The sequence below is a fragment of the Mesobacillus persicus genome (assembly GCF_900109925.1).
GTDB lineage: Bacteria > Bacillota > Bacilli > Bacillales > Cytobacillaceae > Mesobacillus_B > Mesobacillus_B persicus.
The window spans coordinates 25,005-45,238 of the sequence record NZ_FOBW01000005.1 but is presented as its reverse complement, the minus strand read 5'-3'; the positions used below and the strand labels follow the sequence as shown (position 1 = coordinate 45,238).

At 40.2% G+C, this 20,234-nt stretch carries 21 protein-coding genes; 17 read left to right on the top strand and 4 right to left on the bottom strand.

Translation table 11 applies throughout. The annotated features are described in order from the left end of the window. Positions 1 to 5: 5 nt before the first annotated feature. The 5 genes from BMX30_RS08465 to BMX30_RS08445 all read left to right on the top strand — a co-directional run bounded on the left by BMX30_RS08465 (position 6) and on the right by BMX30_RS08445 (position 5,052). The gene (locus BMX30_RS08465; RefSeq protein ID WP_090743685.1) at positions 6 to 1,691 is read left to right on the top strand and encodes a cbb3-type cytochrome c oxidase subunit I; all 1,686 of its coding nucleotides are present in this window, start codon (positions 6 to 8) and stop codon (positions 1,689 to 1,691) included. Positions 1,692 to 1,958: 267 nt separating this feature from the next. After that, on the top strand, positions 1,959 to 2,591 hold the full coding sequence (locus BMX30_RS08460) for an SCO family protein (RefSeq protein WP_090743682.1): 633 nt from the start codon (positions 1,959 to 1,961) through the stop codon (positions 2,589 to 2,591). A gap of 3 nt (positions 2,592 to 2,594) precedes the next feature. After that, positions 2,595 to 3,152 carry a hypothetical protein gene (locus BMX30_RS08455; RefSeq protein ID WP_090743679.1) on the top strand — a complete coding sequence of 186 codons (558 nt, stop codon included), beginning with the start codon at positions 2,595 to 2,597 and terminating at the stop codon, positions 3,150 to 3,152. A gap of 90 nt (positions 3,153 to 3,242) precedes the next feature. Then, on the top strand, positions 3,243 to 4,178 hold the full coding sequence (gene cyoE, locus BMX30_RS08450) for a heme o synthase (protein WP_090743676.1): 936 nt from the start codon (positions 3,243 to 3,245) through the stop codon (positions 4,176 to 4,178). A gap of 415 nt (positions 4,179 to 4,593) precedes the next feature. After that, on the top strand, positions 4,594 to 5,052 hold the full coding sequence (locus tag BMX30_RS08445; RefSeq protein WP_090743674.1) for a YtxH domain-containing protein: 459 nt from the start codon (positions 4,594 to 4,596) through the stop codon (positions 5,050 to 5,052). 132 nt (positions 5,053 to 5,184) lie between these two features. On the opposite strand, the gene BMX30_RS08440 is transcribed toward BMX30_RS08445, so the two are convergent. Beyond that, positions 5,185 to 5,499 carry a hypothetical protein gene (locus BMX30_RS08440; RefSeq protein WP_090743672.1) on the bottom strand — a complete coding sequence of 105 codons (315 nt, stop codon included), beginning with the start codon at positions 5,497 to 5,499 and terminating at the stop codon, positions 5,185 to 5,187. Between the two features lie 254 nt (positions 5,500 to 5,753). Between BMX30_RS08440 and BMX30_RS08435 the strand changes: the two genes are divergently transcribed. The 3 genes from BMX30_RS08435 (at position 5,754) to BMX30_RS08425 (ending at position 9,216) form a co-directional block, all read left to right on the top strand. Continuing rightward, complete coding sequence (locus BMX30_RS08435; RefSeq protein ID WP_090743670.1) at positions 5,754 to 8,126, top strand: polyprenyl synthetase family protein; 2,373 nt, start codon at positions 5,754 to 5,756, stop codon at positions 8,124 to 8,126. Positions 8,127 to 8,321: 195 nt separating this feature from the next. Continuing rightward, positions 8,322 to 8,768: a hypothetical protein gene (locus BMX30_RS08430; RefSeq protein ID WP_090743666.1), complete on the top strand. Its 447-nt coding sequence runs from the start codon at positions 8,322 to 8,324 to the stop codon at positions 8,766 to 8,768. A 118-nt stretch (positions 8,769 to 8,886) separates the two neighbouring features. Next, a complete protein-coding gene (locus BMX30_RS08425) occupies positions 8,887 to 9,216 on the top strand; it encodes a nuclear transport factor 2 family protein (protein WP_090743664.1) in 330 nt (109 codons plus the stop codon). Between the two features lie 120 nt (positions 9,217 to 9,336). On the opposite strand, the gene BMX30_RS23490 is transcribed toward BMX30_RS08425, so the two are convergent. Beyond that, the gene (locus tag BMX30_RS23490; RefSeq protein WP_170843830.1) at positions 9,337 to 9,498 is read right to left on the bottom strand and encodes a hypothetical protein; all 162 of its coding nucleotides are present in this window, start codon (positions 9,496 to 9,498) and stop codon (positions 9,337 to 9,339) included. 386 nt (positions 9,499 to 9,884) lie between these two features. Here BMX30_RS23490 and dctP point away from each other — a divergent pair, with 386 nt between their 5' ends. After that, on the top strand, positions 9,885 to 10,925 hold the full coding sequence (dctP, locus tag BMX30_RS08420) for a TRAP transporter substrate-binding protein DctP (RefSeq protein ID WP_090743661.1): 1,041 nt from the start codon (positions 9,885 to 9,887) through the stop codon (positions 10,923 to 10,925). A gap of 103 nt (positions 10,926 to 11,028) precedes the next feature. On the opposite strand, the gene BMX30_RS08415 is transcribed toward dctP, so the two are convergent. Beyond that, positions 11,029 to 11,235 carry a hypothetical protein gene (locus tag BMX30_RS08415; RefSeq protein ID WP_090743658.1) on the bottom strand — a complete coding sequence of 69 codons (207 nt, stop codon included), beginning with the start codon at positions 11,233 to 11,235 and terminating at the stop codon, positions 11,029 to 11,031. A 290-nt stretch (positions 11,236 to 11,525) separates the two neighbouring features. Between BMX30_RS08415 and BMX30_RS08410 the strand changes: the two genes are divergently transcribed. Together BMX30_RS08410 and BMX30_RS23880 are read left to right on the top strand one after the other, a co-directional pair. Beyond that, positions 11,526 to 12,086 (top strand): DUF2179 domain-containing protein, encoded by a 561-nt coding sequence (locus BMX30_RS08410; protein ID WP_090743654.1) that lies wholly within the window; start codon positions 11,526 to 11,528, stop codon positions 12,084 to 12,086. 19 nt (positions 12,087 to 12,105) lie between these two features. Continuing rightward, the gene (locus BMX30_RS23880; protein WP_090743651.1) at positions 12,106 to 12,312 is read left to right on the top strand and encodes a hypothetical protein; all 207 of its coding nucleotides are present in this window, start codon (positions 12,106 to 12,108) and stop codon (positions 12,310 to 12,312) included. Positions 12,313 to 12,362: 50 nt separating this feature from the next. On the opposite strand, the gene BMX30_RS08400 is transcribed toward BMX30_RS23880, so the two are convergent. Then, positions 12,363 to 12,557: an IDEAL domain-containing protein gene (locus BMX30_RS08400; protein ID WP_090743648.1), complete on the bottom strand. Its 195-nt coding sequence runs from the start codon at positions 12,555 to 12,557 to the stop codon at positions 12,363 to 12,365. A 753-nt stretch (positions 12,558 to 13,310) separates the two neighbouring features. Here BMX30_RS08400 and proC point away from each other — a divergent pair. The 6 genes from proC (at position 13,311) to BMX30_RS08365 (ending at position 20,182) form a co-directional block, all read left to right on the top strand. Further along, positions 13,311 to 14,153, top strand: coding sequence for a pyrroline-5-carboxylate reductase (gene proC, locus BMX30_RS08390; RefSeq protein WP_090743640.1), 843 nt, complete (start codon positions 13,311 to 13,313; stop codon positions 14,151 to 14,153). 38 nt (positions 14,154 to 14,191) lie between these two features. Beyond that, the gene (gene proB / locus BMX30_RS08385) at positions 14,192 to 15,316 is read left to right on the top strand and encodes a glutamate 5-kinase (protein ID WP_090743637.1); all 1,125 of its coding nucleotides are present in this window, start codon (positions 14,192 to 14,194) and stop codon (positions 15,314 to 15,316) included. A gap of 24 nt (positions 15,317 to 15,340) precedes the next feature. Beyond that, positions 15,341 to 16,603, top strand: coding sequence for a glutamate-5-semialdehyde dehydrogenase (locus tag BMX30_RS08380; protein ID WP_090743634.1), 1,263 nt, complete (start codon positions 15,341 to 15,343; stop codon positions 16,601 to 16,603). Between the two features lie 191 nt (positions 16,604 to 16,794). Next, positions 16,795 to 17,004 carry a hypothetical protein gene (locus BMX30_RS23875; RefSeq protein ID WP_090743632.1) on the top strand — a complete coding sequence of 70 codons (210 nt, stop codon included), beginning with the start codon at positions 16,795 to 16,797 and terminating at the stop codon, positions 17,002 to 17,004. 411 nt (positions 17,005 to 17,415) lie between these two features. Further along, positions 17,416 to 18,504 carry a DUF5667 domain-containing protein gene (locus BMX30_RS08370; protein WP_090743629.1) on the top strand — a complete coding sequence of 363 codons (1,089 nt, stop codon included), beginning with the start codon at positions 17,416 to 17,418 and terminating at the stop codon, positions 18,502 to 18,504. Between the two features lie 784 nt (positions 18,505 to 19,288). Beyond that, on the top strand, positions 19,289 to 20,182 hold the full coding sequence (locus BMX30_RS08365) for a sulfurtransferase (RefSeq protein WP_090743626.1): 894 nt from the start codon (positions 19,289 to 19,291) through the stop codon (positions 20,180 to 20,182). Positions 20,183 to 20,234: the final 52 nt, after the last annotated feature.

Here is a 20,234-nt window from a genome sequence, read left to right as displayed (position 1 = left end):
GTAACGTGCAAACAGCAATAAAACAAAATTCATTTAAAGATAAAGCCAATCAGGCTTTTGGAATTAGTATAGAAGACGCTAGAATCTCGAAATCATATTTATCTGTAGCCTTTATCGCATTACTTTTAGGTGGTCTTCTAGGTTTATTACAAGGATTAAATCGTGCAGGTGTTTTAACTTTACCTTCATGGGCTAACTACTATCAAATTTTAACCGCCCATGGCTTGCTTTTAGTTGTTGTCTTATCGGCGTTCTTTACCATCGGTTACTTCTATGCCGGACTTTCTCATACATTAGGTGGCCTACTTCCGAAGGTAAGGAAAATGGCTTGGATTGGCTTCTGGATGAAGATTTTCGGATTTGTCCTAGTTGTTATTCCGGTCTTAATGAATGAAGCTTCTGTTATGTATACATTCTATCCGCCAATGGCCGCGCATCCTGTGTTCTACTTTGGTTTAGTTTTCATCGTATTAGGGATTTGGATGCTTTCAGCGGGTGCCTTTACCCAAGTTGCCAATTGGAGAAAAAATCACAAAGGGGAACACCTTCCGATTCTCTCATTCTTTGCAACTGGTGTTTTCGTCCTACTAGTTGGCGCAACAGCGTTTGTCGCAGTTGAAGTAATATTTATGATCATCCCTTGGACACTTGGATGGGTGGATGGTATCAACGTTATGCTCTCTCGTACATTGTTCTGGGCATTTGGACATACAGCCGTTAATATTTGGTATTTAACAGCTGTCTCCGCATGGTATGTTGTAATACCGAAAGTAATCGGCGGAAATCGCTGGAATGACCATTTAACTCGTATGGTTGTCATCCCATTAGTTATCATGAATATTACCGGTGGATTCCACCACCAAATCGTTGACCCTGGTATCTCTGAAGGGATCAAATACATGCACGTATTCATGAGTTTAGCGATTGGTTTTCCTTCATTAATGACCGCTTACGCGATGTTTAGAGTATTCGAGCGTACCGCAAGACGGAAAGGCGGAAAAGGTTTACTTGGTTGGTTCAAGAAAATGCCATGGGGCGATGTTCGTTTCTTAGCTCCATTTATTGCGATGGCTGCCTTTATTCCAGCTGGAGCCGGCGGGATTGTACAAAGTACAAACCAATTAGACCAGGTTGTTCATAATACAATGTGGGTAGTTGGACACTTCCATCTAACATTAGGGATGTCTGTAGTCATGACATTCTTCGGAATTAGTTATTGGCTCGTTCCATATCTTTCAAAACGGGTATTAACACCAGCAATGAACAAATTAGGTGTGATTCAAACAGTGATTTGGACTCTTGGTATGGTCATCATGGCGATTTCCATGCATATTGTCGGCTTATTCGGATCACCGCGAAGAACGTCTTTCACAACATATGGGGATTTTGCTGAAACTCTAGGTTGGAACCCTTATATGGCAGCAGTAGGAATCGGCGCAACGTTACTTCTAATCGCCGTTATTCTTCAGGTGTATGCCGTATTTAATCTTATGTTCTTCGCTCCAAAAGGAGTAACAGAGTTCCCAATTGCTGATACAGAACCAGGAGAAGCGAAAACTCCGTATTGGACAGAACGTTGGGGCATTTGGGTAGTCCTTATGATCCTCGTGATTTCGATGGCCTATGTTATTCCGATCGTTGACATGATTGTGAATGCACCTCCAGGATCACCGCCATTTAAAACTTGGTAATAGCTACGATTAAAGGGATAGCTCGTCTTAGGGCTATCTCTTTTAACTAAAGGCTGTTTTCGTAAATATTGTTGTTAAAATCATAAAGCCGATTTTAACGCAGGAAAAGCTATTTTGTAGGTTAAAAGTAAATTTGCAAGCTCTTTTCTCTAATTGTTGGCTATTTACTGTATAAAGATAGACCAACCACTTAGTGTATTCAGCTTAAATAAGCAATAAAGTCGAGAAAAGAGCGTTACTAAAAATAGATTGTGGGAAGTGATCTCCGTGATCAAAAATCGACAAACATTATACTCGTATCTGACTGTTTTGCTGTTTGGGTTTGTTTTATTCTTTGTAGGCACAGATGGATTTACCGCCTATACGGCTGAAACGGCGAGGGTCACAAAGCTGATTGAGACTCAGCCGGAATTTCCAGAGGTAACCTTTGAAGATAGTGAAGGACGAACCTATTCGATTTCAGAGTTTGAAGACAAATATGTATTCATCACTTTTATCTATACAGGTTGTACGACGGTTTGTATTCAATTAGAAGAGAATATGGCTCAGGTTTACGATCAAGTTCCTAGTGAATACATGGGCAAAGAGATTGTTTTTTTAAGTATAAGTTTTGACCCAACCAGAGATGATCCCGCGACATTGAATCGATATAAAAACAATTTTAACAGTGACGGAGAGACTTGGCGGATGGCGAGAATCAATGACCAATCAGAGTTGGATTCGTTACTCGAGGAATTCGGCGTCATTGTCATCCCTGATGGGAACGGAAATTTCGGTCATAATTCAGCTTTTTATTTAGTGGATAGACAAGGGGCATTAGTCGATGTGATGGATTATACAGAGGTAGATGCAGCGGCAAATAAGTTGGTTACTATCATAGAAGCAGATAAGGGGGAATAATCGATGAGTCAATTTATATCCGGTCTAGTGTTATTGATTGTGTTGATGATTCCTCCGGTTGCTAGATTAATGGAATCCGTCATGATTATCCATATGCATATGCAAATGCCACTATTAGTGATTGCAGGATACTTTATGGCACGTTTATTTATGGACCGGTTTCCGAGCTTTTTTGAAAAGTACAACCAAAACGGGCTCCCTGGGATTCTATTATTTACGATTATCATGGTTTATTGGATGTTGCCAAGGACCATGGATGAAGCACTAACTGTACAAACCGTCGAAGCTTTTAAGTTTATTAGTTTACCATTTCTAGCTGGAGTGCCTCTGCGTGATAGCTGGAAAAAACTTAGTAAGGTCGGGAGAAACAACCTGATTACATTATTTACCGTCATGTTTCTTGGGTTTGGCTGGTTGTATATCCAATCAAACTCGCAATTGTGCAATAACTATTTAGTCATTGACCAAATCATCCTCGGGTGGGGTTTTATTACCATGGCCATCTCGATGGTGATCTACTTGGTTTATAGTTTGATCGTCGATCCCTCAAAGTATGAGTAGGACCCCCCTACAAGAAAAATTTATCATTGTACATTTTTATAATACTACAGTAAGATAACATAGGAACCACTTTTCTAGGGGGAGGTAATGATGAGACAGGATATGGTACCTTCTCTACAGAAGGCTCAGAAAACTTCATTATCAGATACACAAAAATCATTAGGTATATTTTCGGATATAAAATCACTTTTTAAAGGGCCTGTTTTGTTAGCGAATGTATTGCCAGTCTTTACTGCATTTTGGCTAGCGCTTTATTTTAATGATGCTTCTTTTGGGGCTCACTGGAGCTTGTTCTTACTAACGATTATTGGAAGTACGTTGGTTGTAGGTGGTGCGCTCGTTTTAAATAATTGGTACGATGTGGATATCGATACCATCATGGATCGTACGAAAAACCGGCCAACCGTAACAGGGAATTTTTCACTAAAAGCAGTGTTAACCCTGGGAATTACCTTAACGATACTAGGTTTTATCCTTTTGCTCTTTACAACGATAGAAGCAACCATCTATGCGTTCATCGGGTGGTTCACCTATGTTGTCTTATATACGATGTGGTCAAAACGGAGATATGCATTTAACACGATCATAGGCAGTGTTTCTGGCGCGGTTACACCTTTAATCGGCTGGGCTGTCATTGCACCTGTTAACCATATAGTCCCGATTGTATTGTTTCTTATCTTATTTATTTTTCAAATGCCTCACACGTTTGCTATCGCGATGAGAAAGTATGAAGAATATAAAGCGGCAAAAGTAGCGATGCTCCCGGTTGTCCGTGGGTTTAAAGTAACTAAACGACAAATGGTTCTGTATATCGCCTGTTTACTACCGTTGCCGTTCTTCTTAACGTCACTAGGTACGGCATTTATTGTGATTGCCACCTTGTTGAATATTGGATGGCTAGTGGTCGGCATAAGCGGTTTCTATGTTAAAGATGATATAAAATGGGCGTATGTAAACTTTCTATACTCCGTTAACTATATAACAATCTTGTTTGTGTCGATGGTTCTTGTGACACTTAAGGTATAAAAAGCTAGGCAAATCTCTTCACAAGGGATTGCCTAGTTTTTTTTGTCTCTTAAACAAGTATGTTGATTTCCGCTCCAGACACTTGCTTTCCGCGGGGCGTGCGGTGAGCCTCCTCGTCGCTAGCGCTCCTGTGGGGTCTCACCTGTCCCGCTGCTCCCGCAGGACACTGAATGGCTTCTTCGATTATGCCCACGCACGAGAAAATGCGCACTTCATTTTCGAGGAGTCAAGTGTCTTCCGCTCCAATCAACAGTTGGCAAAACTAATTGTCTTTAACAGAGCTTTTAATAGTTTGTGACAGCTTTTACTAACTAATATCAAATTTATCCAAGCGTCAAAATTTTTAAATAGGAGGTTTTATACCTATCAAAATAGGTTAATAGATAGATATACACATTAAAGGGAGCTGGTAGTAATGAAAAATCAAAAAAGTGTTGCACTCGGTACAGTTATTGGAGCAGCGGTTGGGGCAACAGCGACATTACTCTCGTCTCCAAAATCGGGCGAGGAAATACGAGAAGATCTTTCGAATCAATTTGCGAAAGGGAAGGATAAAACAGGGGAAGTAACGAACGAGTTGAAAAATAAGATAGGAGAGCTTTCAGAATTAATCAATGAAAGCACATCAAATGTCTCGCAAGCAGTAAAAGACAGAAGCGAAAAAGTCATCAATGAAGCAATGGAACTCATTAATAACAGAGAACCTCAAGAAACGATAAACATCGATAAATTAAAAGAGGTTGTCAGGGAACTGATGAAAGAGGAAATGCATGCGAGTGAAGAAATAAAAGAAATCGTAGAATCAGAAATCAAGGACATCGAAGCTAAAGTGAATAAAGATATTACGGATTTGAAAAAGACCGTAAACGAGTAAGAAATAACAAATCTAAAGTCATTAAGCATGAAGGGATCAGGGCATAACTAGCTCTGGTCCCTTCATGTTTTTACTAGGCTTTTTTCTCAAAGACTGTTGCTTTCAGGCTTAAATAGAACTTTAATGCTTCTTTCATTTTATAAATAATTGACCATTTATTAACGGCCATAAAAATAGAAATAAGAAAACAATTGTTATGGAGACGATATAAGAGATCCTATTCACTGCACTTCTATTATTATTGCCTTTTAATAAAAACCTCTTAACTAGCAGAAACACGCAAGTAATTGGGATAAATGCTAGAACGAAACCAAATATAGCACTGCCGATATTAAAATTACTAATCGTTCCTTGAAGCATCAATATTAACCATAATACATAATATAGTGGAAGTAATACGATATTTATGACAAGATATATCAGGACTACTTTTAGGTTCGTGTTCATACGTTCCCCCATGGTAATTAATAACTACTTAGATTAGTATATTCTATCCATTTACATTAGCGGAAGGCTTGTTTTTTAACTTTTGTCTAGAACTTGCTCCGTATATTTTCAGGTTAATCTACCTAAATGTTAGTTTTAAGGTATATTAAAGGCGCGTTGATAGATTTAAAGAAACACCGCAAAATTGGACATTTAATATCTATACAGACGAATATAAATAAATAAGAAAATATTAAGTAGAGGGATTGGATCGTATGAATGAGGAGTTAAAAACTAAGGCAAATAATAGTTATCGGTTGGCGGAGCAAAAAGCTGGTCACTATTTTGAAACGCTCTATGAGCAGCTCGTGGGAAATGCATATGTCCCTTTACTGACAAGAGATCTTCAATCCTGGAAACATCATCACATCCATCGTCCGTCATTCTTCTCTTTTTTTTCACGACGAAAGGATAAACCTGATTCAAAAAACTATCGGCATTATATTCAATGGTTAAATCTAACCGGCAAACTAGATTCCTACCTCCAACGAAGCATTTCATATATTTATATGAGAGACCTGGGAAAAGACCTGAACGCACCTGATACTCAAGCTTCTGTTCGCAGGGTGGTTGACAATTTAAAGGAACAACTGACTTCGGAGCAACAGGAGCACACCGAGACGTTTAGTATGGTCGGACTCTACCGGTGGGCTGAGAAAGAAGCGATTGAGTCGACAATCATTTGGCTGACCCAAAAACTAAAGACTGTCGCCTCTATCATACCGGGTGGGATGGATGGTGAACATGCCCAACGAAAATTGATTAAAATTATCGCTGGGGTAGTGATGCATGTAATCGAAGAGATGGATACGGACATCACTCCTTTGGAACGCTCTCAGAAACTTGATCAAGCGATTAGGCTTGGTTATTCTTATGGTCTGACCTATCCCTTTATTGACGATCTTTTAGATGCTAGTGTTCTCTCATTGGAAGAGAAGCAGCAGTATTCCGAGTTAATCCGAACAACGCTAATTACTAGAACTGTACCGGAATTGGGGGTGTGGATGGGGCGAAACAAAGAGCTGATACAATCGATTCATTCCGAACTTCGAGAAGCCTTTGAGTATATTAAAAACCATCAGCGAGAGGAGACGCTACACTCTTTCTTCGAGCAGTCTTATGTCTTTTTTCATTCTCAGGAAGTGGACCGTGTAAAGGACTTATATAATGGAGATTACACGAATGAGGAAATTTACATACCGGTCATTTTAAAATCGTCTTCCTCACGATTAATTGTTCGTTCCGTCATCAGTGCTCCTGAGGATGAAGGCTTTGACCATCGAACTTTCTACTATGGGATTTACAATCAACTAGCAGATGATTTTACTGACATGTTTGATGACATGGAGGCAGGTGCTGTAACTCCCTATACCTATTATTTGAAGTATCACAACACTCGCCCAGATCTCGTAAACCCTTTTGAACTATATTGGACGGTCATCTCCAATCTGATTCATAACGTCTATCAATCAGATCCCCAAACCACGGAAGTCATTTTGGACCGTGCGATAAATGGTCTGAAACGGTATAAAGAGAAAGTGGGTACACATAAATACAATGAAGTGATGAAGATCTTTGCTCCAGAAGACCCGAAATTTCATCAGCTTATTCAAAAAATGGTGTCAGATGCAGATGATGTTGATTTCTTTGATAAGCTGCTTCGCGACCATATGATTATGAACCTTAAAAATGACCGGAAAGAGCAGGACGAGTTTTTAGATACCGTGAAAACGGTTCGAAATCAAATCAATCGTGTCCTACCCATCTCTAAAAATGGGCTTGCTTTTTCTGAAGAAGATCCAATAGTAGACGCTGCAAATTACAGTCTTGACGGGGATGGCAAACGATTGAGGCCAATTGTGACCTGGGTGATGGGCGTTAACGGGTATGGGCTATCTGAGTCAGCCATTGTTCCGCTTCTAAAATCATTGGAATATATGCATACAGCATCCTTGATTTTTGATGATCTCCCATGCCAGGATAACGCTTCTATCCGCCGGGGACGTCCGACAGTACATGAGGTGTATACGATTGGAGTCGCTGAATTAACGGGTTTGTTTTTGACCCAAAAGGCGATAGAAGAACAAGCATCTCTTGAACAGTTTCAAGCCAAATCGGTGCTTCAACTAATCCAATATACTTCCAAAGTAACAGCGGAAATGTGCAAGGGACAGGCCATGGATTTGGAGGCTAAAGGCAAATCACTAACGCTCGACCAATTGAACACGATGTGCTTTTACAAAACGGGAATTGCCTTCGAGGCGTCTCTGATTATGCCTGCGATCCTTGCGAATGCGAAGGAGCAAGAGATAGAGGTGCTGAAAAAGTTCGCCCGACACGCAGGGATTGCTTTTCAGATTAAGGACGATTTGCTAGATGTCGAAGGGAATGAAGCACTGATTGGAAAACCCCTTGGGAAAGACGCCGAAAACCATCATTCAACTTTTGTGTCCATCCTCGGACCTGAGGGTGCCCGAAAAGAAATGTGGCAACATTACTGTCTCGCGATGGAAACCTTGCAAGAAGTCCCTAGTAATGTCACGTTTTTAAAGCATTTATTGACTTACTTTGTGAACAGGGAGCAGTAAGTTTTTGTATAGTTTAGATTGACCAATAACCGGGTAATTATCTGTTCCGGTTGAGAGTTATCGTTAAGTTTTTATCGAAAGGCTGTGTCAATGGTTGCAACCTGTGGATTGGAGCGGAAATCGACCACTCATTGAACACGGCCAAAAAATTTATCATTGTATTTACTTAATAAGGCAAAACTATAGTTGCAGTCAATGGTAAAAATCAAAGCGGGGGAGAGGATTTATATCATTACTTATAATGAACTGATTGAAAAGCTTAAGGAATATGGTGTGACAGATGAAAACCTACCGTCGGTGGAGCAGCCGAAAGTAACCATTGAAAGAGAAGTGAAAGTCTTTAATAATGACTTTAACATTTTACAACTAAGTTTACTTCATTCCATGATTTCTGTTAATGAATGGGAAAACCAAAAGTCCTTTTATATTAATTGGAAAAATACCGATATGAAATCGAATTTAAAACGATTTGTTCTTTATTATAACCAGCAAAAGGGCATCCTACGACGAAAGTATGTCTATCGAAATGGAATTGAGCCTAGAAAAGAAGAAAAACGCCCTGTGTCGAAGGACCAAATGCTAGCGGCAGGAAGCAAGGGATTGCTGGCCGTCCTCATGGAAGACTTTAAACAGATTGATTAGATAAAAAGGAGGAGTTACCCTGTATTATACGGGAGCTCCTTCTTTTTTGAATACACTTGACCAGGAAAAAACTTAAGTAGAGAATAGTATCGAGGATAAATGAAAGGGTTGAAAACGTATGATTGAAACAATCGTTCAGCAGCAAATCGAATATTATAATAGCCAAGATCTAGAGGGCTTTGCGAGTACATATGCAGACGACATCACCGTCCACAATTTTCCGGATAATACGATTACATTAAGCGGCAAACAGGAACTCATTGAACGTTATCGTGAGACTTTTAAAAAGAAGATGCATGCCGAAATAAAAAATCGCTCCATTGTTGGCAATAAGGTCATTGATTGGGAAATTGCCACAAATGGACTCACCGGGGAAAGTACCAGTCTAATGGCAATTTATGAGGTGGAAGATCAGCTTATTTCAAAAGTGTGGTTCATTCGGGAATAGGGGAGGAGCGGGAAATCCCTCTTTATCCGGAAATAAGTCGATGAAAGGAATAGGATGGGCAATCGCCTCGTCCATAGATAGGGCCTTCTCAACGGTGAGAAGGCCTCTTTTTCTGTCGTTTCATGAAAATTGCTTTTGCTGACTCGACTCTTTTTCAGGTAGTTTATCAATAACCTTTGAGTCTTCTGCGTTTACCGCATCCCTAATAACTAGAAAGAAGAAGTACAGTGTCGCGAAAAAAATGGCCATCGCGCCGATAGTTGTTAACCATAGCCCTAACACATAAATCCCCTCCTTGGAGAATTTATATGCAGAGGGAAAGACAATTAGATGTTTTTATTAAAAGGAATATAACTTCCACTAGTGACAATGTCGTGAACCTTTATCGTAGACAATATTAAATTTGCCGGAATCAATTACGTATAAAAACAAAAAAATAATTTTAAAATGAGATGATAAGGTAGAAAGGTGTTCTCCAATGGTACCTCTGCCGTGGGAACACCTTTTATTTTGATTGTTTTTATCTGAAAATATTAAAAAGTTTAAATTTTAAGTGCAAATATGTTAATTATGGTTTATAATAACAACAACTTAATACTTAGACGCTTTTAAGCGTTAAAGTGTTATAAAACTGTTTTAGGTGAATGACAAAATAGGGGGAATACATAATGAAGGGGAAACATTTACTAGCGGTTCTTTTCACTGCGCTGTGTTTAATGATGCTGACAGCATGTGGGGGAACGGAAAAAGCATCAACAAAAGAAGCGAAAGCAGATACTCCGGCAGAAGAAAATAAAGATGTGATAAAAATTAAAGTGGGACATATTTCGCCAGATGGTCAGGCTTATGCGATTGGTTTTGAGGAATATGCCAATGCGGTGGAAGAAGCCACAGATGGTCAGGTTGAATTTGAGATTTTCGGAAATGGCTCATTAGGCGGCGAGCGTGAGTTATTAGAAGGAATCCAATTAGGTACGCTAGATATGAGTTTGATTACAACAGGTGTTGTGACAAACTTTGTTCCAGAAGTAACTGTTATCGAATTTCCGTTTTTATTTAGGGATTTAGATCATGCGTATAAAACGCTAGATGGGGAAGTCGGGCAAGAGCTTTTAGATAAAATGTCCGAAGCCGGTTTTAAAGGAATTGCTTTTTGGGAAAATGGCCAACGCCATCTAGCCAATAGCCAGCATCCGATTAAGACACCGGATGATCTAAATGGGTTAAAAATGAGAACGATTGAAAGTGAGCTTCTCTTAGATACTTACAGCGCTCTAGGAACAAACGCTACACCAATGGCGTTCCCTGAAGTATATAGTGGCTTACAACAAGGTGTCATCGATGGATCCGATTTTTCAACAGGTGTCTATTGGAGTACGAATGTCTATGAACAATCAAAGTATTTCTCTGAAGTAGGACTATACTATGCTTCTGCGACACTAGTCATCAATGAAGAACTTTTGGACTCCATGCCTGAAGATGTTCAAAAAGTCATCCTTGATCTTGGGAAAGAGTACGCCCAAAAGCAACGCCAAATTTCTCAAGATCTAGAAACTGAACAAAAACAAAACTTACTTGATAACGGAGTGGAAATTATTAATGAAGAAGACCTTGATATCGAGGCATTCCGCGAGAAAGTCCAACCAGTTTATGAAAAGCATGCCGAGCGTTACGGCTCTTACATTGAAAGAATTCAAAGTGTAGAGTAATGAAAAAATAACCTCTTCGTTTCCGAGATTCTAGGAAACAAGGAGGTTATTTTTTTTCATCGTGGCTGAATTTCATATCCATACCTACCGTTCTTTGGATTTTCTAAATAAGGAACCTATGTTTATCTTCGGTGAATCCGTCTGTTTTTGCTTGAGTCCCAAAAGGTCCCAATTGTAACGATTTTTCCTCACTTTGTTGGTCTAGAGATGGCTGGTTTTTCAGACGAATGATAATCACCTCTTCATGTTTACACTCATTGTTCCGATCGCTGCATATCCGGTAAAAATCATCAAAATCAATGAATGACATCTAGATAACCTCCTTTCAATATTAGTATATCGTTTTACAAAAAAAGGAAACGTTGATTTTGTGAAAGTTTATTGAAACTTCCGGCTAAGTGGGGATGTTTCGATAACTGGAGATAATAATGAAAGAGAACTCCTTTATGACCAGATTTAGTATTTTTTAGTGAAGGATTCGAAGGTAGTTTTAATCAAGATTATCAGTGTCATAGGATTTCCCACAAGAAATGACTGGATTTCTGCTACCAAGTCCTGTTACACTACATAGGTTGAACTTTTTAGGAAGAGGGTGAGAACATGATTCAAGCACTCATTATTTTCGTTGCCCAGCTGATTTTGGTTCCGGTGCTCACATTGAGGACGATAACCATGGTTAAGGGAATGAAGGAAAAAGCGGCGGCTCTCGGGATGCTCGAAGGTATTATCTACGTGGTCGCACTTGGAATTGTTTTTAGTGATCTTTCGAATTACTTGAATATGGTAGCTTATGCACTGGGATTCGGTGTAGGTATATATCTCGGTCAAATTTTAGAACAAAAGCTGGCCATTGGCTTTGTAACAGTTGAAGTGAATATCATGAATAAAAATGAAGAGCTAACTAGTCATCTCCGTGATGAAGGGTTCAGTGTTTCCACAGCAGAAGTGCAAGGAATGCACGAAGCTCGTAGATACCGTCTGGACTGTACCGCTAGACGCGACCGTGAGGCGGAATTTATTAAGATTGTTAGTACCTATGAGCCTAGCGCCTTTATCGTATCTTATGAACCTCGTAATTTTAAAGGTGGATACATTACCAAGGCAATGAAGAAAAACAAGAAAAATAAACAGGTCAAAAATAAGGCTGATACTTCAGTATAGTTAAGAATGTTGACCGGGAATGGATATAAGGCCCAGATTGATTTTTACTAACTGTTGTTTGGAGCGGAAGGCGCTTGACTCCTGCGGGAGCAGCGGGACAGGTGAGACCCCGCAGGAGCGCGAGCGACGAGGAGGCTCAGCGCACGCCCCGCGGAAAGCAAGCGCCTGGAGCGGAAAACAACTGACACGTTTAACCAGCCTAATACAAAAAGGAAGCCCCATCTAAATTTTTTTAGACGGGGCTTCTTTTTTTCATATTCCGATTCCGAGACATCATTAGGAAATATTTTTTAATTCTTCTGTTAATCGTAGAAATTCACTTTTGTTTTTGTCTGTTAAGGACTGGTCAATTTTTTGACGGATTTGCTCTTTCCGGAACTTTAGCAGTGCCGTGTCTAATACCATCTCAGCAAATAGCGAATCAATCACATTTACTTTAGGTTTTGGTGAATTAAGCAACTTCTTTTCCATTAAAATCACTCCCTGACCTTTTTTCTATTATACCCACTATTATTAAAATATTCAAACAATTTAAATTGGAAATTTGATACAGGGGCTAAAATAGGTGTTGGATATAGAAACTTTTTTAAATCATTTCAATGGCAAGTGGGCATTACACGTGACTTTCTTTCCATTCTCCAGGGGCAATAATCATCTCTAACAACAGAATTGGGATCATCATTAGTTAGAATGGTTTCTATGTGTTTAGGAGGTTACCATTATCATACTGATTTTTTGGAGGAGATCCTACAAGTATGTCATAAAAACGAACATGGAAATTTCAGGGGCTATTTGAGTGGGTGTTCTTTCCTATTTAAATATCTAGTTCCAATGATTCATTTTTTGTTTCCTTCAGTATGAATAGAGGAAACGTATATCAAGAATGCCTAATGGACGAGGTATCGTTTTATGATCATCATCTATTTCCTATATTTGGAGGGCAAATCCAATGGTCGTGTCACATATTGTCTAAACTAGCAGGGCAATCAGCGAAGGGGAAAGCTCATTTTAGCAAATTCCCGCTTAAGACAGGATTATTCATCCTGAGAGCGACTGAGCGTTTGCTCAGGTCACAATTTGACCATTTCATTGACTATCTCGCCTTTATCCTGCTCAATTTCCGATATCCCCTTGAATATGTATCTCAGCGTGTTACGATAGATAACGTTGTAAAATAAGCGAACAATTTTGTAAATGGTTTGTAATCATCTTAGGAGGATTTGCATGTTAGACAATGAAACGATTGCCTTTTTGGGAGCCGGGTCTATGGCGGAGTCCATGATTTCAGGGGTTGTAACAGCTGAGAAAATGCTTGGAGGTCAGGTATATGTAACCAACAAGAGCAATGCTGACAGACTGATGAACCTTCGGACAAAATACGGGGTGCAGGCATTGCCACAGAGCGAACTCCCTTTTGAAGAGATTGACTTATTTATTTTAGCGATGAAGCCTAAAGGGGCTAAGGAAGCACTTGCTTCGATAAAAGATAAACTCAAACCCAATCAGGTCGTTCTATCCGTATTGGCTGGAATTACCACGGAGTTTATGGAGCAGCACCTAAACGATGACCAGCAAGTGATCCGTGTGATGCCAAATACATCAAGTATGATTCAAGAATCCGCCACCGCTGTTGTGGCCGGAAAAAATGCAACGAAGGAAAATGTTGAACTGGCGACAGAATTGCTTGGATGCATGGGTCAGGTTTATATCATAGAGGAAGACCAGATGGATGTGTTTACAGGATTAGCCGGAAGTGGTCCAGCATATTTCTATTACTTAATGGAACATATGGAACGTGTTGGAGTAGAGAACGGAATCGATGAAGAAACAGTGCGTAAAATGGTGGCACAGACCATTTATGGTGCGGCTAAAATGGTCCTAAACCAGAATGAAGCCCCATCTTCACTGCGGGAAAAGGTAACTTCACCTAATGGTACGACTGCTTCAGGGTTAGAGGCATTAAGCAGATTTAATGGTGGGGAAGCCATTTCACAGGCAGTCCAGCATGCGGCGAAACGCTCAAAAGAAATCAGTAAAGAGCTTGAGGGTGCAGCTGTTAAACCTTAAGACGGTAACAAGCTGCGATTGTACACAGGAGGTATTAGATGTTAAAGACAGAAAAACAGATAAAAAGAGTTGTCATTAAGATTGGAAGCAGTTCACTCACTAGTATGCACGGGGAAATCAGTCGTAAAAAGCTCGAGAATTTTGCGGAGCAAATTGTGGCATTGAAGGATGCAGGCTATGAAACAGCCGTGGTTTCTTCCGGTGCGGTAGCAGCAGGTTATCGAAAACTTGGATGCATCGAGCGACCAACTTCACTCCCAGAAAAGCAGGCTGCAGCATCCATTGGCCAGGGTCTATTAATGGAATCTTATTCAGAACTCTTTTTATCTCACGGGTATGTGGCTTCCCAAATTTTAATCACAAGAAGCGACTTCGCCAATGAAAACCGTTTTGAAAATATGCAAAACACAATGAATGTCCTGCTAGAACGAGGAATCATCCCAATCATTAACGAAAATGATACGGTCACGGTTGACCGATTGAGATTTGGTGACAATGATACGCTCTCCGCAAAGGTTGCTGGTCTAATTGATGCGGATATGCTCATCATCTTGTCAGATATAGATGGCCTATATGACAGCAATCCAAATGAGAATCCGGATGCAAAGCTTTTGGAAAAAGTCCATAGCATTACACCTGAGATTGAAGCGGCAGCTGGTGGGTCAGGAAGTGCCGTTGGAACTGGTGGCATGAAATCAAAGATCAAGGCTGTGGAAATCGCAATGGCGGCTGGAATTGATTCCTTCTTAGGGAAAGCCGGATGTGAGGATATGCTCATTGATGCCGTAGCCGGTAAGGCCAAAGGGACTTATTTTGAACAGGAACCGGACGCCCTCAATTTGGATAATAAACAGCAATGGATTGCTTTTCACTCAGGTCCAGAAGGGAAAGTCACTGTTAATTCCCATGGTAAAAAAGCGATTATTGACAACCACGAGGATCTCTACCGATTCGATATCGAGGATGTAAAGGGTGAGTTCAAGGACGGTGCCGTGGTTCGAATTATTGATGAGGACGGAAACGAAATTGGCCTCGGTAGAGTGAATTTTTCAACGAAACAATTGAATGAAGATGTTGAAGAAAATGAAAACGAGCTTGAACCAGCAATTGCAAAAGAGACATTTGTATGCTCCCTTGATTTTAAATTATCAGCGCTCGGTTAAAACAACTATTTTAGGAGGGGTTTAATGACGACAGTATCAACAGTGATTACAGTAGAAGAACAGGCAAAGAAGGCAAAAAAGGCGGCAAAAACACTTGGCATCCTCACAACAGAGGAGAAAAACCAAGCCTTGCTTACGGTTGCCGATGCATTGGAAAAGGATTATCAGTCAATTATTACAGCTAATCTGATTGATTTAAAAAACGGAGAAGAAAAAGGATTTGAACAGGCGTTTATGGATCGTCTTTCTCTTAATAAGGACAGGATTTTTGATTTTGCCGAAGGGCTACGTCAAGTCGCGGAACTTCCTGATCCGATTGGCGATGTGATGTCAGGATGGACGCTCGAGAATGGCTTAAAGGTAGAAGAAGTCCGTGTTCCTCTAGGTGTGATTGGGATGATTTATGAAGCACGTCCGAATGTGACGGCAGATGCAGCTGGTTTGGCATTAAAATCGGGTAATTCGATTGTGCTAAAAGGTGGATCTTCCGCACTAAATTCGAACAAGGCGATTGTGGAGATTATTCATCGCGCCCTAGCTCTAACGTCGATTCCAAAAGAGGCTGTTCAGTTTATTGACAGTATCGACAGGGAAGCCACTCAGCAGCTATTTACGATGAAAGAGCATATTGATGTTTTAATTCCAAGAGGTGGAGCATCACTGATTAATGCCGTCGTAGAAAATGCGACCGTTCCCGTCCTTGAAACGGGTGTTGGGAATTGCCATATTTATGTGGACCGTGTAGCAGATGTAGAGAAGGCGATTGAAATTCTGATTAACGCTAAAACAGACCGCCCAGCCGTTTGTAATGCAGCAGAAACTTTGATTGTTCATGAAGAATGGTTGAAGAAGAATCATAGTTTACTAGCTGACGCGTTGCAAAAGAACGGAATCACGCTTCATGGGGATGAAGCAGCGGCTAGCTTGCTTCCGGATGTTCAGCCTGCGACAGAAAGTGATTGGGCGAATGAATATCTTAGTCTTGATTTAGCGGTGAAGACGGTAAGTAACTTGGAAGAGGCGATTGATCATATCGATGAATATGGTACAAAGCATTCTGAAGCAATTATTACTGAGAATAGTGATACGGCTAAGAAGTTTATGCAGTTGGTGGATGCAGCAGCTCTTTACCATAATGCATCGACAAGATTTACTGACGGAGGCGCACTCGGATTTGGTGCCGAAATCGGAATCTCAACCCAAAAGCTTCATGCAAGGGGACCAATGGGATTGCCAGCCTTAACGACAAGAAAATATCTAATGTCTGGCAACGGGCAGGTAAGATAATCTTTACTAAAAGTCTCAGCGAAAGCTGAGGCTTTTTTCATGAATACGGAAAAATTCGTGAGTTCAAATGGCCGGTCGATTTGTGTACGGGCATATGGTATAATCATTTACTTAGATAAAGATTTTTGCTCAGGATTGAACGGAAGCTCGAAAAGCCTCCGGCTAGCGAGACAATATGGAGGTGTCAAACAATGAATAAACGATGGACAATCGATAAAATCAAAGAATTTGTTGAGAAAAATTCAGAAAGTAAATTGCTATCGACAGAATATCACGGTTTTTCTCAAAAATTACTATTCAAATGTGCGTGTGGAAGTAATTTCGAAAAAACATTTACGAAATTTAAAAACAATAACCAACGTAAATGTGACGTGTGCCAACCACCAAAAGCGTCACGGTAACGTATAGTCAATAACAAAGTGCCGATTTCATAACAGAAGTTGGTGCTTTTTTTTGTTAACTGTTTTCTTCTACTGAACAAGGAATGTTGATTTCTGCTCCAGGCGCTTGCTTTCCGCGGGGCGGGCGGTGAGCCTCCTCGTCGCTTGCGCTCCTGTGGGGTCTCACCTGTCCCGCTGCTCCCGCAGGAGTCAAGCGCCTTCCGCTCCAATCAACCGGTTTCATACCAAGTCCTCTTTCACCAAACAATGAAACCATTGCAACAATGTTTGCTAAGACATACTTTGTTTTATAGGTGTATGAAGGGTTAGTAACAGATGATTTACAAATAGAATCACTTTTTCAAATACGGACAGACCCTGTCAATCTCCTTCGAATGTTTTAGAGGATATCAATTTAGGGGGAACTAAAACATGAAGTTGAAGAAATCTATTATTAGCGGCACAGTCGCATCTGCACTTATTCTTTCATTAGCAACACCAGCTGTTTTTGCAAATGAGGATGTAGTTGAACAAGCGGAAACAACTGTAGCAGAAGAAACCGTAACAACTTTGGAGCAGGCACCAGTTCTAGATGAAGAGACAATTCCTGCGACTGAAGTGGAAGAAAATCTGCCTACCGATGAAGAAGTAGAAGAAACGACTACAACTGAAGATGCTTCAACGGAAGAAGATGTTCAGGAAGAGGAGCCAGCTTTAGTTCCAGGCGATTTCTTCTATTTTGTAAAGATCATGATGGAGAAAGTAAGGCTTGCTGTCTCGTTTGATGACTATAAAGAAGCTCGTCTATTAGCAAATTTCGCAGCAGAACGAATTGCTGAAGCGAATGTATTATTTGCTAACGGCCAAACAGAGGAAGCAGAGGAATTATTAAGAGAAGCTATTGCTACCCAAGAAGAAGCGGCTGAAAACCTAGCTGTTTCTGGAGAGCCGGAATCAGAAGTTGCAGAAGTAGAAGGGGTAGTTGTAGAAGATGAAGAAGGTATCGTAGCTGAAGATACGGAGGAAGATGTTGTCGAAGTGAAGCTCGCGAATAACATTGACGCATTATCTGCAGCATTAGCTCATGTGAAGAATCCGAGAGCTCAACAAGCTCTTAGGAAGAATATTGAAAAGTCTTTTGCTAAATTAGATAAAAAGCTCTCAAAGCTTGAGAAGAAAGCTGCTAAAGTAGCGACGGATGAAAGTGAAGAGGAAGTAGAAGAGCCAGTAGAAGAAACGGTTGTTGAACAAATAATTGAGGAAACAGAACCAGTCGTTGCTGATACTGTTGAAGAAGAAACTACTGAAGAAGCACAACCAGTAATCGCAACTCCAGCTGCTGAAAACAAACAAAAAGTCGAAGAAAAACGTGCCCAAGCTGAAGCGAAAAAGCAAGAAGCTCAAGTGAAAAAAGAAGAACGAAAACAACAAGCGAACGAACAAAAACAAAATGGCAAAAATAACAATGCAGAAAATAAAAAAAATCACGAGAATAAAGGGAATGGGAACGGCAATAACTAAGGTCATTAAATGTGTGAAACGGAAAGAGGATGAAGCCATTGCGGTTTCATCCTTTTTACTTGTTATTTATTCTGTTCCCATTCAAGTAGAAGAGTTTTAGTGTGACCAATATCTCCTAGTGTCACAATTTAGACGCGATTTTTTCAATAACTTCAAATAATCAATCCATAACTACGAATAATCAATGCATATTTTCTGTGAATCAATCAATAACCTTCCAAAATCAATGCATAACTTCCAGAGCTCTGTTCCGTTAACAAGGAAAGCTAAATTTTATTATTAGGAAGAGTTGTAGGGATAAGGTTGCGCGCCATTGATATAAAATATAGTAACTAGCGAAAATAAAATAACCGGAGATTTTCCGGTTAAATGCATAATGGGGCTCGTATTAGGCGAAATAAGGGGAGGTTTTCCGACTATGACAATGAAAATCCCTTATTTTCAGGTTTTTCGAGTTGATAGCCGGAATTTCTCCGCTTATTTAAGCTAATTTTAAAGCAGATTACTAAGTAAGCGGAACTTTTCCGTCTATTGTTAAGTGTTAAAGAAGGCAGTAGGTATTACAAAAAAACAGGGCAAAATCCAATATGGTTGCCTGCTTTTTTTAGGCTATTCATCCTGTCCCATTCCAATCGAGGTTTACTCGCTAAGTGCTCCGTTTGCTGCCAAATGCTGCATCTCAGCTTTCATTGGATAGATATCTAATATGTATATGGATTAGAATCTTTAGGGTATGGTTAATATAGGAAAGTTTTTATTCTGATCAAAACAAGGAGTGAAAATAGTGAGCAATAATCCGTACATTGTTGATACCAATTGGTTGTCCGAAAGATTGGATGATCCTAAGTTAAGACTATTAGATGCAACGACCTTTCTGAAAATACCTGATAAGGAAGGGGATGTAGGTGTTTGGTCTGGGAGAGATGCGTATAATGAAGGCCATATTCCTGGTGCCGTATTTGCTGATTTATTGAAAGATTTATCAGACCCTAATGGCAAGCTTCCTTTTACAGTTCCGCCTCGTGAACAGTTTGTAAGAGTAATGGAAGAACTAGGGGTTGGAGAAGGGACATATGTGGTTATTTACGATCAAGGTGCAATGGTAGGCAGTCCTGTAGTAGCTGCTCAGTGGGCATCGCGCCTAGCATGGCAACTTAGATATGAAGGTTTTGATGATATTTCTGTGCTTGAAGGCGGCTTTCAAAAATGGAAGGACGAAGGAAGGTCGGTTTCAACGGAAGCTGGTCATTATCCACGTGCACATTTTACCGGTGAACGCCGACCCAATTTATTGGCAACGAAAGAAGATGTAAAAAAAGCGATGAATGACGAAAATGTTGTACTGATAAACAGTTTGTCGCCAGCCGATTTTAAGGGAGAAACGAATACATACCCACGTAAAGGCCATATTCCGAACAGTGTTAATGTATTTTTTGGAAACCATGCAGATGAAAAAACAAGGGAAGTATTTGATGATTCAAGGCTAAGAGAATCATTTGAAAAAGTGGGAGCGCTCGATCCAAATAAAAAAGTCATTACCTACTGTGGGGGTGGAATCGCTGCCACTTGGAATGCACTGATCTTAAATAAACTGGGACAAAAGAATGTTGCTGTTTATGATGGATCGATGAATGAATGGGCAAGTGACCCAGACTGTCCGCTCATTACCGGGAGCTAATCCATGTGTAAAATTAAAAATGTCCTTCACTAACGCAGTGAAGGACGATCAT